Origin of the sequence: Bradyrhizobium sp. Ghvi, from assembly GCF_900115265.1 — a bacterium.
Lineage (GTDB): Bacteria > Pseudomonadota > Alphaproteobacteria > Rhizobiales > Xanthobacteraceae > Bradyrhizobium.
On sequence record NZ_FOVU01000016.1, the window covers coordinates 1 to 15,873 of the forward strand.

The 15,873-nt window shown below is 63.5% G+C and carries 17 protein-coding genes; 8 read left to right on the plus strand and 9 right to left on the minus strand.

Annotated elements, in window-relative coordinates:
* Positions 1-10: 10 nt before the first annotated feature.
* From BM374_RS33760 to purE, 3 genes are all read right to left on the minus strand, one after another.
* A protein-coding gene (locus BM374_RS33760) for an IS630 family transposase (RefSeq protein ID WP_092299871.1) occupies positions 11-959 on the minus strand; the annotation gives its coding sequence in 2 pieces (ribosomal slippage) (positions 11-622 and positions 624-959; 948 coding nt in all).
* Positions 960-1,089: 130 nt separating this feature from the next.
* Entirely contained in the window at positions 1,090-2,196 is a 1,107-nt protein-coding gene (locus tag BM374_RS33765) for a 5-(carboxyamino)imidazole ribonucleotide synthase (protein ID WP_092302754.1), read from the minus strand.
* Complete coding sequence (purE, locus tag BM374_RS33770; RefSeq protein ID WP_092302756.1) at positions 2,193-2,681, minus strand: 5-(carboxyamino)imidazole ribonucleotide mutase; 489 nt, start codon at positions 2,679-2,681, stop codon at positions 2,193-2,195. Before purE ends, BM374_RS33765 begins: the two co-directional genes overlap by 4 nt.
* A 141-nt stretch (positions 2,682-2,822) precedes the next feature.
* Here purE and BM374_RS33775 point away from each other — a divergent pair, with 141 nt between their 5' ends.
* Positions 2,823-3,542 carry a GGDEF domain-containing protein gene (locus BM374_RS33775; RefSeq protein ID WP_177248724.1) on the plus strand — a complete coding sequence of 240 codons (720 nt, stop codon included), beginning with the start codon at positions 2,823-2,825 and terminating at the stop codon, positions 3,540-3,542.
* A 109-nt stretch (positions 3,543-3,651) separates the two neighbouring features.
* On the opposite strand, the gene BM374_RS33780 is transcribed toward BM374_RS33775, so the two are convergent.
* The 3 genes from BM374_RS33780 to BM374_RS33790 all read right to left on the minus strand — a co-directional run bounded on the left by BM374_RS33780 (position 3,652) and on the right by BM374_RS33790 (position 4,494).
* Entirely contained in the window at positions 3,652-3,903 is a 252-nt protein-coding gene (locus BM374_RS33780; RefSeq protein WP_092302760.1) for a hypothetical protein, read from the minus strand.
* Positions 3,904-3,925: 22 nt separating this feature from the next.
* The gene (locus tag BM374_RS33785) at positions 3,926-4,144 is read right to left on the minus strand and encodes a hypothetical protein (RefSeq protein WP_092302762.1); all 219 of its coding nucleotides are present in this window, start codon (positions 4,142-4,144) and stop codon (positions 3,926-3,928) included.
* A gap of 143 nt (positions 4,145-4,287) precedes the next feature.
* Positions 4,288-4,494 carry a YdcH family protein gene (locus tag BM374_RS33790; RefSeq protein WP_018641547.1) on the minus strand — a complete coding sequence of 69 codons (207 nt, stop codon included), beginning with the start codon at positions 4,492-4,494 and terminating at the stop codon, positions 4,288-4,290.
* Between the two features lie 328 nt (positions 4,495-4,822).
* On the opposite strand from BM374_RS33790, the gene BM374_RS33795 reads away from it, so the two are divergent.
* Positions 4,823-5,005 carry a YdcH family protein gene (locus BM374_RS33795; RefSeq protein WP_092302764.1) on the plus strand — a complete coding sequence of 61 codons (183 nt, stop codon included), beginning with the start codon at positions 4,823-4,825 and terminating at the stop codon, positions 5,003-5,005.
* Positions 5,006-5,117: 112 nt separating this feature from the next.
* On the opposite strand, the gene BM374_RS33800 is transcribed toward BM374_RS33795, so the two are convergent.
* Positions 5,118-6,221 carry an NAD(P)/FAD-dependent oxidoreductase gene (locus BM374_RS33800; protein ID WP_092302766.1) on the minus strand — a complete coding sequence of 368 codons (1,104 nt, stop codon included), beginning with the start codon at positions 6,219-6,221 and terminating at the stop codon, positions 5,118-5,120.
* Positions 6,222-6,426: 205 nt separating this feature from the next.
* Here BM374_RS33800 and BM374_RS33805 point away from each other — a divergent pair, with 205 nt between their 5' ends.
* The 6 genes from BM374_RS33805 to BM374_RS33830 are packed head-to-tail and all read left to right on the plus strand — an operon-like array spanning position 6,427 to position 14,073.
* Entirely contained in the window at positions 6,427-9,105 is a 2,679-nt protein-coding gene (locus BM374_RS33805; RefSeq protein WP_092302768.1) for a sensor domain-containing protein, read from the plus strand.
* Positions 9,106-9,143: 38 nt separating this feature from the next.
* A complete protein-coding gene (locus tag BM374_RS33810; protein WP_092302770.1) occupies positions 9,144-10,613 on the plus strand; it encodes a glycerol-3-phosphate dehydrogenase in 1,470 nt (489 codons plus the stop codon).
* A gap of 53 nt (positions 10,614-10,666) precedes the next feature.
* Entirely contained in the window at positions 10,667-11,836 is a 1,170-nt protein-coding gene (locus BM374_RS33815) for an ABC transporter ATP-binding protein (protein WP_092302772.1), read from the plus strand.
* On the plus strand, positions 11,833-12,744 hold the full coding sequence (locus BM374_RS33820) for an ABC transporter permease (RefSeq protein ID WP_092302774.1): 912 nt from the start codon (positions 11,833-11,835) through the stop codon (positions 12,742-12,744). Before BM374_RS33815 ends, BM374_RS33820 begins: the two co-directional genes overlap by 4 nt.
* A 1-nt stretch (position 12,745) precedes the next feature.
* A complete protein-coding gene (locus tag BM374_RS33825) occupies positions 12,746-13,558 on the plus strand; it encodes an ABC transporter permease (protein WP_092302776.1) in 813 nt (270 codons plus the stop codon).
* Positions 13,559-13,572: 14 nt separating this feature from the next.
* Positions 13,573-14,073 (plus strand): DUF6622 family protein, encoded by a 501-nt coding sequence (locus tag BM374_RS33830; protein WP_092302778.1) that lies wholly within the window; start codon positions 13,573-13,575, stop codon positions 14,071-14,073.
* Here the strand turns inward: BM374_RS33830 and BM374_RS33835 are convergent.
* Together BM374_RS33835 and BM374_RS33840 are read right to left on the minus strand one after the other, a co-directional pair.
* A complete protein-coding gene (locus tag BM374_RS33835) occupies positions 14,070-14,936 on the minus strand; it encodes a carbohydrate ABC transporter permease (RefSeq protein WP_092302780.1) in 867 nt (288 codons plus the stop codon). The two genes, BM374_RS33830 and BM374_RS33835, sit on opposite strands and share 4 nt — an antisense overlap.
* Positions 14,933-15,805, minus strand: a complete 873-nt coding sequence (locus BM374_RS33840; RefSeq protein ID WP_092302782.1) for a carbohydrate ABC transporter permease — start codon at positions 15,803-15,805, stop codon at positions 14,933-14,935. Before BM374_RS33840 ends, BM374_RS33835 begins: the two co-directional genes overlap by 4 nt.
* Positions 15,806-15,873: the final 68 nt, after the last annotated feature.

Sequence of the window (15,873 nt, forward strand, 5' to 3'; positions counted from 1 at the left end):
CTAGAGCGTTTCATTTTTTGATGGAAGCGTATCCGGCATTAACGAAGTAGTTGCTGCATTCGCCGGGCAGAAGGCTTCTGACGAGGTGGCCAATGTGGTCGCAGGCCTCGTCGATCGTGCGTTTCTGTGCGACGCGCATCCAGTGCTTGATCTTGGCGAAGACTTGCTCGATCGGGTTGAGGTCGGGTGAGTACGGCGGCAGGTACCACAGCCTTGCGCCGGCTTTCCGGATCATCTGCCTGACGGTCGGCGACTTGTGGCTACCGAGATTATCCATGACAACGATGTCGCCCGGTTTGAGCGCTTTGACGAGTTGCTGTTCGACATAGGCGCGGAAGCTTTCGCCGTTGATCGGTCCGTCGAATACGCAAGGCGCAGTGAGCTGGTCAGAGCGTAGGGCGCCGAGGAAGGTCAGGGTTCGCCAGTGACCGTGCGGCGCAAAGCCGCGCAACCGCTCGCCCTTGGATCCCCAGCCGCGCAGCGGGGCCATGTTGGTCTTGATCCAGGTCTCGTCGATGAACACCAGGCGGCTTGGATCGAGGCGATCCTGCAAGCTGCGCCAGCGCTGCCGCCGTCGCGCGACGTCGGCGCGGCCTTGCTCAAGGGCGAACAGTGTTTTTTTTGAAGCTGAGACCTTCGCGTCGCAGGAAGGTCCAGACCGCGTGGTGTGAGACTTTCACGCCTCGCGCGGCAAGTTCGTCCTTCAGCCCGTGCAGCGTGAGATGTGGCGTCTGCCTGATCCGCTCCACGATGAACGCTCGATGCGGCTCCAGAACCGGCTTACGGTGACCGCCCATCTTGCCCGGCGCCACCGACCCCGTCGCGCGATAGCGCTGCCGCCACTTCACGACGGACGACACAGCAACATCGAACCGGGCCGCCACAGCATGGCAACTCTCGCCGGATTCCACCGCTTTCACGGCTCGTTCACGAAAATCATTCGAAAGAGGTCGGACCATCCGATGCTGGCCTCCGATCCAGCCAGCATCTTGAATCACAAACCGCCGCCCGACGGAATCCCTCCCGATTCAATCAATCGATGAACCGCTCTAGTTCGAGAATGGGATCGCAGCTTGTGCTGCGGTCCCCTTACTTGCTCTTGGAGGGGCGGACTTCGGTGACGTGGCCCATCTTCCGGCCAGGGCGCGGCGCGCCCTTGCCGTAGATGTGGACGGTCGCGCCCGGCACGCTCAGCCACTTTTCGTAATCGTTGATCTCGTCGCCGATCAGATTGGTCATGGTGACGACCTCGCCGTGACGCACCGGCTTGCCGAGCGGCCAGCCGGCGATGGCGCGGATGTGCTGCTCGAACTGGGAGACGGACGCGCCGTCGAGCGTCCAGTGTCCGGAATTGTGCACGCGCGGGGCAATCTCGTTGACCAGCACCTTCGATCCGCCGCCATTGGCGAGCACGAACATCTCCACGGCGAGCACACCGACATAGTCGAGCGCGGTCGCGATCTTGCCGGCGATGCTGCGCGCCTCTTCGGCGAGCGCATCCGGGATCGGCGCAGGCGCGCGGGAGATCTTCAGAATATGGTCGCGATGCTCGTTCTCGGTCACGTCGAAACATTCGACCTGGCCCGATGCCGAGCGTGCGGCGATCACGGAGATCTCGCGCTCGAATGGCACGAAGGCTTCCAGGATCGCCGCTTTGGTGGCGAGGCTGGTCCAGACCTTCGCGATGTCGTCGCCCTCGCGGATGATGGCCTGGCCCTTGCCGTCATAGCCGAAGCGGCGGGTCTTCAGTACCGCGGGAAGGCCGATTCTGAGGATCGCCTCGCGCAACGATGCGACCGAGGTGACATCGGCGTAAGCGGCCGTGCCGATGCCGAGCCGTGTCACGAAATCCTTCTCGGCGAGCCGGTCCTGGGTGGTCTCGAGGATCTTGCGGTTGGGCAGCACGGGGCGGCGCGCGTCCAGCACCATGGCGGCCGCGGCCGGCACGTTCTCGAATTCATAGGTGATGACGTCGACGTCATGGGCGAACAGCTCGAGCGCCTCGACATCGGCATATTCGGCGCAGGTCGCGTTCAGCACCACATCGAACGCCGGCGAATCCGGATCGGGCGAGAACACCTGGCAGCGCAGGCCGAGCCGTGCCGCAGCCATCGCCAGCATTCGGCCGAGTTGTCCGCCGCCGAGGATTCCGATGGTGTCGCCGGGCTTCAGCTTCACCTGCTTTGCGTCAGTCACGCCTTGTCCTCCGGGCGCTCGGCAACCGCCTCGGTCTGCGCCTTGCGCCAGGCGGCGAGGCGGTCCGACAGGGCAGGATCGGACAGCGCCAGCACGGATGCCGCGAGCAGCGCCGCGTTGATGGCGCCGGCCTTGCCGATCGCGAGCGTGCCGACCGGAATGCCGGCGGGCATCTGGACGATCGAATAGAGCGAATCGATGCCCTTGAGTGTCCTCGACTCGACCGGCACGCCGAACACTGGCAGTTCCGTCAGCGCCGCGGCCATGCCGGGCAGATGCGCGGCGCCGCCGGCGCCGGCAATGATGACCTTGAAGCCTTCAGCCTTGGCGCCCTTGGCGAAACTGAACAGCCGGTCGGGAGTGCGGTGTGCCGAAACGATGCGGGAGTCGGAGGCGACGCCGAGCGCTGCGAGCGTATCGGCAGCATGCCGCATCGTCTCCCAGTCCGACTGGCTTCCCATGATGATGGCGATCGGCGCGGTCATGACGTCAATTGTGCTCGGAAAACAGAAAGATAGGCCAGATTTACGGTTCCGGCCGGCGGCTCGCAAGGCGGTGGCAAGGAGAAGGGAATGCACTATCCTGTCTTGGTGAATCCCCGCAAGCCTTCATTGAGCAGGATGCCCATGAAGAAACCAAAAAGGGCGACCGCTGCGAAGGCCAAAAAGGGCCGGAACACCAGCGGGGGCCGAACCAAAACTGCACCCAGGCGGGCTGCGGCGCCGCGCCTCGTGTCCGGTGTCGACGCTGGCAGGACAACAAGCAAGGACACCAGCAAGGCGACCATCCGTGGCCTGCGGACCAAACTGGCCCAGGCGCTGCGTCGCGTTGCCGAGCTCGAGGCTGCGGCCGACACCGATTTCCTGCTCGACATCCCCAACCGGCGCGGCTTCGAGCGTGAGCTCCAGCGCGCCATCGCCTACATGAAGCGCTACCGCGCCAGCGGCGCGCTGATCGTGCTCGACGTCGACCGGCTGAAGCCGATCAACGATTCCTTCGGTCATGCTGCGGGAGACGAGGTGCTGAAGGCGATCGCCACGACACTGACGCGGCAGATCCGCGCCTCCGACGTGGTCGGTCGTCTCGGTGGCGATGAGTTTGCCCTGCTGTTGTGGAATCTCAGTGAGACCGATGCCAAGGCGAAGGCCGCCATCTTCGAGCAGGCGATCGACGAATTGTCATTCACCTTTCGCGGCGAGTACGTGACTGCGGGTGCCTCCACCGGTGTCGTGCTGCTCGGTGCGCACTCTGATGCCGCCCGTGCGCTCGAGGAGGCCGATGCAGCCATGTATGTGCGCAAGGCCCATCGGCGGCACGAGCCGCGGATCAGCCTCGTGAGCAGCTGAGCATGATCCGGACCCGGAAGGGCCGCGTTAGCGCAAAGTGTGTAGCGGTTTTCCCTCGCGACATCAGCGGAACGCGTTTGCGCGGAGATCATGCTCAAACAATAATCCTCTACAGCGTGGCGAGATCTTCCGGCACGTTGCCGAATTTGCGCAGCAGCGTGGCATCGCCGAATTCGCCGGTCATGGGATCGCCGCTGCGGCTGAATGCGACCGCGCCGATGTGACCGGCACCGTGCGACAGGGCCTCGGCGCGCCGCAGCGCCGCCGTCGAGCTCTGGCATTCCTCGGCGGTGCCCGCGACCGGCGATCCGTCGGCATCGATCAGGAAGGGCATTGCAACGTAATAGGTCACGTCAGACATGGCGTTGCTCCAGTGATCAGAACTAGGCGGCGCTGCTCTTGCCTCGCATCTTGCTGCGCGAGGTCTCGGGGATGCAGCCGGCCGAAATCGCCGCTTGCAATTCTTCCAGCGCGGCTTCCAGATATTCGTTGGCCATGATCAGCGCCTTGATGGTGCTGCGCAGATTGCCGTCGCACATCGCGATCGCCTGATCGCAGGCCTGTTCATAATGGCTATTGTCGAGAAGGGCTGGGACTGACATCGGCAGCGTCCTTGCGGGTTGTCGTTGGGCGTTTCCTGGGGGCCGGGGGGCAGTATTTATGTTCCTCTTTTGTTCTTTTTGAGTCAAGCGGATTCACGCGCGGCAATTCGCCGGCGAAGCCAAATAAGAGCCGCTGCTGCGGATCAGGCGATGATGTCAGGCGTGATCTGGTCTTCGATGAAGGCGATACGGTCGCGCAACAACAGCTTGCGTTTCTTCAGCCGCTGTAGCCGCAACAGGTCGGGGGCGGGCGATTGATGCAGTGCATCGATCGCCGCATCGAGATCTCGGTGTTCCTGCTGCAACCGGGTGAGCTCGGCTTCGAGCTCACGCTCGTCTTCATGGGTCATGTCTGCGGTGGCCGAAAACCGATGGGCTTGAGATCAAGGCTGTGGATGCCCTGTGGAAATTATCGTCCTTGAGCGCCGTGATCGCAAGCGATCTGCGGCTTCACGCACCGCTCTCCCGCAAGATATTTCGACGATTCGAGAAGCGCGTCGTGCAAGCGCATTGATATCATGGATTTTTCGCCGCGTGGTTCCTTACTCACGCTTCATTACATATGAATTTTCAAAAATGACGGTGCGACGACGGATACCCATCGACAGAACGAATCGGTGATGTACACTTCGGCGTCCGGATCGAATCCAAGGTTCACCCCTACCGAGGAGGTTTCGAATGACAATTCAGGCACATCTGGTTGAATTGGAACGGAAGCACAAAACTCTCGAAAACGAATTGCACGAAGCTCTCGTGCACCTTTCAACAGACGACCTGCAAATTGTTGAGTTGAAGCGCCGTAAGTTGCTGGTCAAGGACCAGATCGAGCGTCTGAAGCAGTCCGGCGACACGCTTCACTAGTAACCCCCGTAATAGCGTCAAGTTTGATCATTCCTTTCAGGCAGGGACGAGAGCCTTCGAGCTGATCCCTGCTTGTGAGGTGCGCACCGCGCGACGATGGTCGTGTCGGCGGTTAGATGTCTGCGAGCTCGGCGACGTGGTCCGCAATCGCGAGCGACGACGTCAGGCCCGGCGATTCGATGCCGAACAGATTGACCAGGCCTGCAACGCCATGGTCGCGCGGACCCTGCATCAGAAAATCCTGCGTCGCCACCGCCGGCGGCACGATCTTCGGACGGATGCCCGAATAGCTCGGCATCAGTGCGCCGTCGGGCAGTGTCGGCCAGTATTTGCGGATCGCGGGATAGAAGCGCTCGGCGCGTGAAGGGTCGACTTCATAGTCGATCGTCTCGATCCATTCGACGTCGGGGCCGAAGCGCGCCTGTCCCGCCATATCCAGCGTCAAATGCACCCCCAGCCCGCCGGGCTCGGGCACCGGATAAATCAGGTGGGAGAACGGCGCGCGCGCGTTGCAGCTGAAATAATTGCCCTTGGCGAGATAGGCCGGCGGAATCCGGTCGATCGGCATGCCATCGATGTGACGTGCCACGGTCGTTGCCGAAAGTCCGGCGGCATTGACGAGCAGGCCACATTGCAGCGTCATCGGCGCTTCGCCGCCGGCTTCGATCTCGATCATTCCGCCGTCAGCCTTGGCGCGGATCAGCGGCGTGTGAAACGCAAAGGCCGCACCCGCTTCCTCGGCCTCGCCGCGCAGCGAGAGCATGTAGGCATGGCTGTCGATGATGCCGGTCGACGGCGACAGCAGGGCGGCGTCGCAGGCCAGCGCCGGCTCCAGCGCGCGCGCGGCCTCGCCCGGGAGCAACTGCATGTCGAGCACGCCATTGGCCTCGGCATGCGCCTTGATCGATTGCAGCTTCTCGGTTTCCTTCGGATTCGTCGCGACGATCAGCTTGCCGCAGTTCTTGTGCGGGATGCCGCGCTCGCCGCAATAGCGGTACAGCGCGTGCTTGCCGCTGACGCACATGCGGGCCATCCAGCTTCCGGCACGGTAATAGATTCCGGCATGGATCACCTCGCTGTTGCGCGAGGAGGTCACGGTGCCGATAGCATCGGCTTCCTCGAGGACGATCACCTCGCGGCCGGCCTGTGCCAGCCGCCTTGCCACCGCGAGCCCGACCACGCCGGCTCCGACGACGACGCAATCGACCCTATCCATGGTTGTGCTGGCGTCCCGTTGAAGAGGCCGATGGCGCCGGTTTGCCTTGCAGGCCTGCCATGCGGCCGGTTTCCGTTAAGGAAGCATTTATCATGTCAGGGCAATTGCCGTAATTCACGTCACATTTTTCTGTTGGGCGTACAGGCGTTTACCCGATCCAAACCCGTGAAGCCAGACAATCCGCAGTTGAAATTGCGGGTGGCTGATGGCTGAGAAGAACTGGCAGGAAGGCAGCATGCTTCCGATTGCTGTGCAGGCCGTCGTGTGCCTGACCAGCGCGGTCGCGCCTTCGCGTGCCTATGCGGACAGCCTCGCGGCGCCGAGTCGTCTCGGCGATCTCGACCCCAATCTGATCTGGGAAGCCCTGATCGGGGGCATCGTCGTCTGCGCGTTCGCGGTCGCTATCGCGCTGTGGATCCATTCCGCGCTGCGTCGGAACAGGCGTGCGCAGCTGCGCCGCAACGCCTTCATCTCCTCGGCCATGAACAACCTCAATCAGGGCGTGGTGATGACGGATGCGCAGCGACGCATCATCTTCTGCAACGACCGCTATCTCGAGATCTACGGCTTGACGCGCTCGGACCTCTGGGCCGGCATGACCGGCTACGACATCCTCGAGCTCAGGCGAAAGCGCGGAGTCCTTGGCGTCTCTGACGACGACTTCTACGAGAAAGCGTCAAGTCCCAACGGCCTGATCACCGAATTACCCGACGGTCGCGCCATTCTGGTCAAGTATTTCATTCTGCCCAACGGCGGCTCGGTGGCGACCCATCTTGACGTCAGCGAGCAGCGCAAGCTGTCGCGGCAGCTTGCCGCGACCAAGCAATTCCTGGAATCGGTGCTGGACCACGTGCCCGCCTGCGTCGCCGCCAAGAACATCGAGGACGGCTGCTATATCTTCGCGAACAGCGCCTATGAGCGGTTCTGGGGATTGTCGCGGGACTTCGCCGTCGGCAGAAATGCGCGGGAGCTGTTCGAGCCCGGCTCGGCGGCGAGCATCGAGGCGGCCGACCGGGCGGCGCTCGCTTCGGCCGATGGCCAGTACCGCAACGAGTTCGAGGTCGATCGTGCCGGTGAGCGGCGCATGGTTGCCTCGATCCGCATCGTGGTGCGCAACGAGAGCAACAAGCCGGAATTCCTGCTGGTGGTGTTCGAGGACATCACCGATCGGCAATCGTTGTCCAAGGAGCTCGAGAGCACCAAGAAGTTCCTCGAGCTCGTGGTCGACAACATTCCGGTGGCGCTGATCGTGGAGCAGGTCAAGGATGGCCGCTATCTGCTCGCCAACCGCAGTGCCGAGACGATCCTCAACCGCAGGCGCGAGGAAGCCACCGGCCTGACCGCCTCGGATATCTTCAATGCCAAGGAAGCCAAGCTGATCATCGCGCGCGACGAGGCCGCGATCAAGAAGCGCGGGATGATCACCGAGGAGCATCCGATCTCCACCAAGGACGGCCTGCGCCTGTTCCTGACCCGACGTGCCACGGTGCTCAACGATGCCGGCGAGCCGCAATATCTGATCAAGACCCACGAGGACGTCACCAACCGTCGGCAGACCGAGTCGCGCATGGCGCACATGGCCTATCACGACGGCCTCACCGACCTGCCCAACCGCGCCGCCTTCCTCCAGGCCCTCAACCAGATGATCGAGGCCTGCGAGGGCACCGACGAGGAATTCGCGGTCCTTTGCGTCGATCTCGACGGCCTCAAGGAAGTCAACGACGTGTTCGGCCACGCGCTTGGCGACAAGCTGCTGGTGGAGGTGGCGCAGCGGCTCCAGGACGCTGCTCGTGGCGGCCTGGTGGCGCGCCTGTCCGGCGACGAATTCGGCCTGATCATCGACGGCAAGCAGCCCGATGCGGGCCTTGCGCTGGCGCACCAACTCGGCGAGGTGCTGGCGCCGGAGTTCCACATCGACGGCCGCGCGGTTCGTGCCGGCATCACCACCGGCATGTCGATCTTCCCGCACAATGGCCCTGATGGTGCCGCGCTGCTCGCCAATGCCGGCGCGGCCCTGTTCCGCGCCAAGCAGAAATCGCGCAGCACGATCAGCCTCTATCAGCCCGAGATGGACCAGCAGATCCGCGACCGCCGCGTGCTGCATCAGGACCTCTCGATGGCGATCAAGAACGGCGAGCTGTCGCTGGCCTTCCAGCCGCAGGGCATCGCGCGCAACAGCGTCGCCGAGAGCGAGATCATCGGCTTCGAGGCGCTGGCGCGCTGGCAGCACCCGGTGCGCGGCCAGGTCTCGCCCGCCGACTTCATTCCCATCGCCGAGGAAAGCGGGCTGATCGTCGAGATGGGCGAGTGGATCCTGCGCGAGGCCTGCCGCGAGGCGGCGTCGTGGCCGAAGCCGCTCCAGGTCGCGGTCAACCTGTCGCCGGCGCAGTTCATGCATGGCGACGTGGTCAGGCTTGTCCATTCGATCCTGATCGAGACGGGACTGGCGCCCGGCCGGCTCGAGCTGGAAATCACCGAAGGCGTGCTGATCGAGGATTTCGATCGCGGCCTGGCGCTGCTGCGCCGGCTGAAGGCTCTCGGGGTGCGGATCTCGATGGACGATTTCGGCAGCGGTTATTCCTCACTGAGCTATCTGCAGGCGTTCCCATTCGACAAGATCAAGATCGACCGCGCCTTCATCATCAATCTCGGCCGCAACCCGCAATCGGCCGCGATCGTCCGCGCCGTCATCGATCTCGGCCACGGCCTCGAAATGTCGATCATCGCCGAGGGCGTCGAGACGATCGATCAGCTCGCCTTCCTGGCTCGCGAAGGCTGCGACGGTGTGCAGGGCTATCTGCTCGGCAAGCCCTTGCCGATCGGGCAATATGCCGGCTTCGTCGGCCGCGTCGAGGCCATGGAGCTTGCGCTCAAGACCGGCTAGTGAGGAGCTGACTTGGCTCGCTCCCTTTCGACGGTTTCATGGCGGATTACGACCTCGCGATCATCGGCGGCGGCCTCAATGGCGTCAGCCTCGCGCGTGATGCGGCCGGTCGCGGCCTGCGGGTCATCCTGATCGAGCAGGGCGATCTCGGTGGAGCAGCCTCATCAGCGACGCCGCGGCTGATCCATGGCGATCTGTCGGTGCTGGAGCGTCGCGGCTTCCGGCGGGTGCGCCGGGCTCTTGCCGAACGCCGAACCTGGCTGCGGATCGCGCCGCATCTGGTGCGGCCGATGAGTTTTGTGATCCCGGCGCATGCCGACGAGCGTCCGCCATGGCTGTTGCGGGCCGGATTGTATGTTTACGACGCGCTCGCGAACCGCGGCGGCCTGCCTGCAGCGACGACCCTCGACATCACGCATCATCCGGTCGGCAACGCGCTGAAGCGTCCGTTCGGCATCGCATTTGAATATGCTGATTGTATCGTCGACGATTCGCGCCTCGTCGTGCTCACGGCGCTGGATGCCGCCGAACGTGGTGCCGCGATCCGCACCGGGGCGCGCTGCGTGCGCGCCGACAGGACCGACATCTGGCGGCTCGCGCTGATCGATCGCGGCCATCGCCGCGTGATCACCGCGCGTGCGCTGGCCAATGCCACCGGGGGCTGGACGTCGTTGGTCGCCGAAACGGTGCTGCGACAGCCGGTGCCGGCGATGGCGGCCGTGCAGATGAGCCAGATCGTCGTGCCGAAGTTGTTCGAATCCGACAACGTCTATGTGTTCCAGAACACTGACGGGCGACTGATTTTTGCCAGCCCGTTCCAACCCGACTTCACACTGATCGGCACGGTCACGCACGGCTTCACGGGAGATCCCGCGATTGTTGCCATGCCAAGCGCCGATGTCAGCTACCTCTGCGAGGCCGTGAGCCGTTACTTCCGCGAGCGCGTCACCCCGACCGACGTGGTTCGCACGGTCTCCGGCGTCAATTTGACGCTCGCAGCCGCAGGACGACGAGACCTTACGATGCTGTTCCACGCGCGCCGGCGCAAAGCGCCGCTGCTCACGATCTTTGGCGGCGATGTCACGACGTCGCGGCTGCGCGCAGAGCGGGCGGTGACGCGGCTGACGCCGTTCTATCCCATGTCGCGGCCCTGGACCTCAGGCGCAACATTGCCTGGCGGCGATTTCCCCTGGGACCGATTCGAGACCGAAGTCGATCTCGCCTGCCACCGCTGGCAGTTTCTCTCGGAGCCGCAGGCCCGGCGGCTCGTTGCGGCCTACGGCACGCGGCTGCCCGATGTGCTGGGCGAGGCGAAGACACGCGAAGAGCTCGGCCAGGCCTTCGGTCCTGAATTGACGGGTGCCGAGGTGCGTTATCTCATGGCCCGCGAATGGGCGCGCTTCCCCGAGGACATCCTCTGGCGCCGCTCTAAGCTCGGCCTGACCATGCCCGTGGCGGACCGCGATGCGCTGGCTGTGTTCATGGCAAATCCACTGCGAACCGGTTGAGGAAAGCCGGATCCGCCGCTAGCGTGCGGCGGCACTTGGGGTTGGCAGGGACCATGACTGACGAGTCACCGAGAACAGGCGCCGCAGCCAATGCGGCTGGAGATGCGTATCCGGGCGCAAGCGAGCCGCTGCTGCGCATCGAGGGCGTTGCCAAGACGTTTGGAACATTTCGTGCAGTGGACGGCGTGTCGCTCGACATCAAGGCCGGCGAATTCTTTGCGCTGCTTGGACCGAGCGGCTGCGGCAAGACCACGCTGCTGCGTATGCTCGCGGGCTTTGAGGCCCCGGACGAAGGGCGCATCCTGCTCGGCGGCAAGGATATCGCGCAGGCGCTGCCGCACGAGCGCCCCATCAACATGATGTTCCAGAACTACGCGTTGTTTCCGCATCTGTCGGTGCGCGACAACATCGCCTTTGGCCTCAAGCGCGCCGGCATGTCGCGCGCCGACATCGTCCCCCGTGTCGCGGAGATGGTTGCGCTGGTGAAGCTCGAGGGGCTGGAGAAGCGCAAACCCGACCAGCTCTCCGGCGGCCAGCGACAGCGCGTCGCGCTGGCCCGCGCATTGGCGCGCCGGCCGCAATTGTTGCTGCTCGACGAGCCGCTCGCAGCGCTCGACAAGAAGCTGCGCGAAAATACGCAAGTCGAGTTGATGGAGCTCCAGCGCCGGCTCGGCATGACCTTCATCGTCGTCACCCACGACCAGGAAGAGGCGATGACGATGGCCAGCCGGATCGGCGTGATGAAGTCAGGCAAGCTCGCCCAGGTCGCGTCCCCGCGCGAGCTCTACGAGGCACCGCGCTCGCGCTGGATCGCGGAGTTCGTCGGCGACATCAATCTGTTCGACGCCGAGTCCAAATTGCGCGATGGTCATCGCCTGGTCGTTGGCACGCGTGATGCGGGCACGCTGGTGGTGGCCGAGCCGCGCCAACCGCTCGGTGATGTCAAATTCTCGGTCGCGATCCGCCCCGAAAAGATCAAGCTGTCGCGTCGCGGTCCCGCGAGCGAGGCTGGTCGTGAAACCGCGATCAACGCCCTGGACGGCGTGATCGCCGACATCTGCTATCTCGGCGGCACCACCACGTACAAGGTCAAGCTCGATGCCGGCGGAATCGTGGAGGCGTCCGTCGCCAACAGCGCGCGCCTCGATGTCGATGCCTATAGCCTGAACCAGCATGTCGTCGCCTGGTTCACGCCCGACGATTGCGTGGTGCTTCCGTCATGAGCGCGCGCCGGATTTTTGCGCGGCCGGCGCGCTTTGCCGCGATCGCGCCCTATGTCTGGATGGTGCTGTTCTTCCTGGTGCCGTTCGGCTTCGTGCTGAAGATCAGCCTGTCGCAGACGGTGATCGCGCAGCCGCCTTACGAGCCGGTGTTCGACCTGACGGCAGGGTGGGCGGCAATCCAGGCAGCTTTTGCCGCGCTCTCGATCGACAATTTCCGGCTGCTCGCCTCCGACGATCTCTATGTGTTGGCTTATTTGCGCAGCCTGACGGTCGCCGCGACGGCGACCGCGTTGCTGCTGCTGATCGGCTATCCCATCGCCTATGGCATGGCGCGGCTGCCGAAGCGTTGGCAGGCGGTGGCGATGGTGCTGGTTATCGTGCCGTTCTGGACCTCGTTCCTGATCCGCATCTATGCCTGGATCAACATCCTCCAGCATGACGGCGTGCTCAATCAGATCCTGCTGAGGCTGCATCTGGTCAGCCAGCCCGTGGTTTGGCTCTCCACCGACACGGCGATGTATATCGGCATCGTCTATTCCTATCTGCCGTTCATGATTCTGCCGCTCTATGCCACGCTCGCCAAGATGGAGCCGACGCTGGAGGAGGCCGCCAGCGATCTCGGCGCGCCGCCGTGGCAGGTGTTCTGGCTGGTGACGTTTCCGCTGTCGCTGCCCGGCGTCGGCGCCGGCGTGCTGCTCTGCTTCATCCCAATCGTCGGCGAGTTCGTGATCCCGGACCTTCTCGCCGGCTCCAATGCGCTTATGATCGGCCAGACCCTGTGGCTTGAATTCTTCACCAACAAGGATTGGCCGGTGGCTTCTGCCGCGGCGATCGTGCTGCTCGTGGTGTTGCTGTTGCCGCTTCTGCTCTACGAGCGGCTGCAGCGGCGGCAGCTGGAGGAGCGTTGAGATGCGCAAATTCTCCCGCCTCTCTCGCTTCAACGTCGCTTCGCTGGCATTAGGGCTCGCCTTCCTCTATCTGCCGATCCTCATTCTTGTGATCTATTCCTTTAACGCCTCGCGGCTGGTGACGGTGTGGGGCGGCTGGTCGCTGCGCTGGTATCACGAGTTCTTTGCCGATCGCGCCATGATCGAGGCGTCCTGGATGAGCCTGCGGGTCGCGGTCTCATCCGCGACGCTCGCCACGGTGCTCGGCACGCTGGCCGCGGTGGCGCTGTCGCGAGCCGAGCGCTTTCGCGGCCGCACGTTGTTCTCCGGCATGCTCTATGCACCCCTGGTGATGCCCGAGGTGATCACCGGCCTGTCGCTGCTCTTGCTGTTCGTTGCGCTGAACGCCGAGCGCGGTTTCTGGACGGTGACGATCGCCCACACCACGCTGACGATGTGTTTCGTCGCCGTGGTCGTTCAGTCGCGCCTCGGCTCGCTCGACCGCTCGCTTGAGGAGGCGGCGATGGACCTCGGCTGCGCCCCTGTCCGCGCTTTCGTTCTCGTGACGTTGCCGCTGATCGCGCCAGCAATCGTCGCCGGATGGATGCTCGCCTTCACGCTCTCCCTCGACGATCTCGTGATCGCGAGCTTCACCACCGGCCCCGGCTCGGCAACCCTGCCGATCCGGATCTATTCAGAGGTGCGGCTTGGCGTGAAGCCTGAGATCAACGCGATCTGCACGCTGGTGATCGCCCTGATCGCGGTGGTCATCGTCATCGCCTCGCTTGCTTCAAAACTGTCGAGCTCGCAGGGCGAGAGCGCAGCGCCTCTCTAGATGAGGAATGGGTCATGATATTCGTCTATCAAGTCCTGATCCATACCCCGCCCTGGGTCTGGATCCTGCTGGCCTATCTGGTCTGGCAAGGCATCAAGTCGATGCAGCCGCGCAAGGCGCCGATCTGGCGTGCATTGATTGTCCCTGTCGTCTTCATCGCCTGGGGCGTTTCGAGGATAGGTTTCGGACATCAGGACAGCCAATGGCCGCTGATCGCTTGGATCGTCGCGGCGCTCGTGCTGCTGCCGCTCGGCGTGCTGACACCGCGTCCGTTCGATGTCGATCACAAGACGGGAGAGATCATCCGTCCGGGCAGCGCGTTCGGGCTGATCCGCAATCTCGTCGTGTTTTTTCTACAGTATACGGTGAGCGTGATCTCGGCGATCGACGCCGGCGATCGCGCGATGGCCATCATCGTCGGCCGCGCCATCTCGGGCGCGACCGCCGGCTATTTCTTTGGCTCGATGATCGCGCTGCTGATTGCTTATCGCAGGAAGCGCGCGGCCGATGTTTAGGACTTCACCGCGCCCGCCGTGAGCCCGCCCACCATGTAGCGGCGGAAAGCGTAGTAGACCGCGGCCGGCGGCAGCGCGTAGATGAAGCCGGTGGTCATCAACAGCTCCCAGGGCGAATCGTCGGCGGCGAGGAAGTTGCCGAGCGCGACAGGAAGGGTGATCTCCTGGTCGTTCGAGAGCAGCAGGAACGCGTAGAGATATTCGTTCCAGGCGAGCAGCACCGCATAAGTGCCGATCGCGACCAGCGAGGGCATCATCAGCGGCAGATAGACCAGGCGGAAGATCTGCAGCGTGGTGGCGCCGTCCATCACCGCGGCTTCATCCAACTCGACCGGCAGCTTGTCCGAGGCCTGCTTGAGCACCCAGATCGCGTAAGGCGAGGCGATCGTCACCATGGCCAGGATCAGCGACCAGTGATTGTTGAGCAGGCCGTAATTGCCCATGGTGCGGTACATCGGCACGGCGAGGAACGCCGCGGGAATGAAATAGGTGAACAGCGCAAGGTTCAGCACCATGCGCCCGCCCGGTACCTTCAGCCGCGAGATCGAGAAGGCCGCGGCCGTGGCGACGAACAGCGTGAGCACGCCGACGGCAGCTGCGATCAGCGTCGAATTCCAGAACTGGACATAGAAGTCGCGCAGGAAATAGTGCTGCTGCTTGAACACGATTTCGAAATTGTGCAGCGTCGGATGATCCGGCCACAGCTTGCCCGAAAACGCGTCCTCCTTCGGGGAGATCGCGAACAGGAACATGTGGTAGATCGGAATCATCGTCCACAGGAAGACGGGAATGCCGATCAGGAGCAGCCGCGCTTCCGTCGCGACGTCACGCCAGGAAAATTCGCTCACGCCGGGAAGCTTCATCGCGACAACCGTTTCATCATGAAGTACACGAGCGGCAGGACAAACGGCATCGCGCAGACGATGGAAGCCATCGCCAGCGAAAGCTGGTCGAGCCGGAGATAGCGGATGCCGAGCGTCGACAGCACATGCGTGAGGTCGGCCGGACCACCGCCGGTAAGAAGATAGACGCTGTTGAAGTCCCCCAACGTCCAGATCATCGAAAGCAGCGTGCAGGTCACATAGAGCGTCTGCATCGACGGCCAGGTAATGAAGCGGAATTTCTGCCACCAGCTGGCGCCATCGACCTCGGCGGCCTCGAACAGATCGTGCGAGATCGCAAGGCGGCCGGTGATCAGGATCATCGTCCAGAACGGCAGCGACTTCCAGATGTGCACGGCGATCGCCATGGTCAGCGCGACTGTCGGGTCGTTCAGCCAGTTCGGACCGTCGTCACCGGTGAAGGTAAAGATGAAATGGTTCACCATGCCCCATTCGGGGTTGAGCATGAACCGCACCGACAGGATGGTCGGGATCGACGGCACGGCCCAGGGCAGGATGAAGATGACCGACAGCCATTTGATCCAGGTGCGCTGCTGGGCGAAAAAGCCGGACAGGAACAGCGCGATCAGCATCTTGATGTTGATGCCGATGACCAGGAAGATCAGCGTGTTGACCGCGGCGCGCGCGAAAATGGGGTCGTTATAAAGCGCGACATAGTTCGACGGCTCCCGCGCCAGCCACAGCCCGTAGCAGACGGGGTAGACGACGAAGGCAAGGAAGACGAGCAGATAGGGTGCGAGCAGCACGATGCCCCAAATCTGCGCCGGGGTCAGCCGCGACGACAGGGGCGGGCCGGGGATTGCCTGATCGCCAGAGAGCGTAATGGCCATTCTTTTCGGACTCTTCAAAGAGAAGCCGGCCGCGAAACGCGGCCGGTGTTGTTCTTACACCTCTCCAC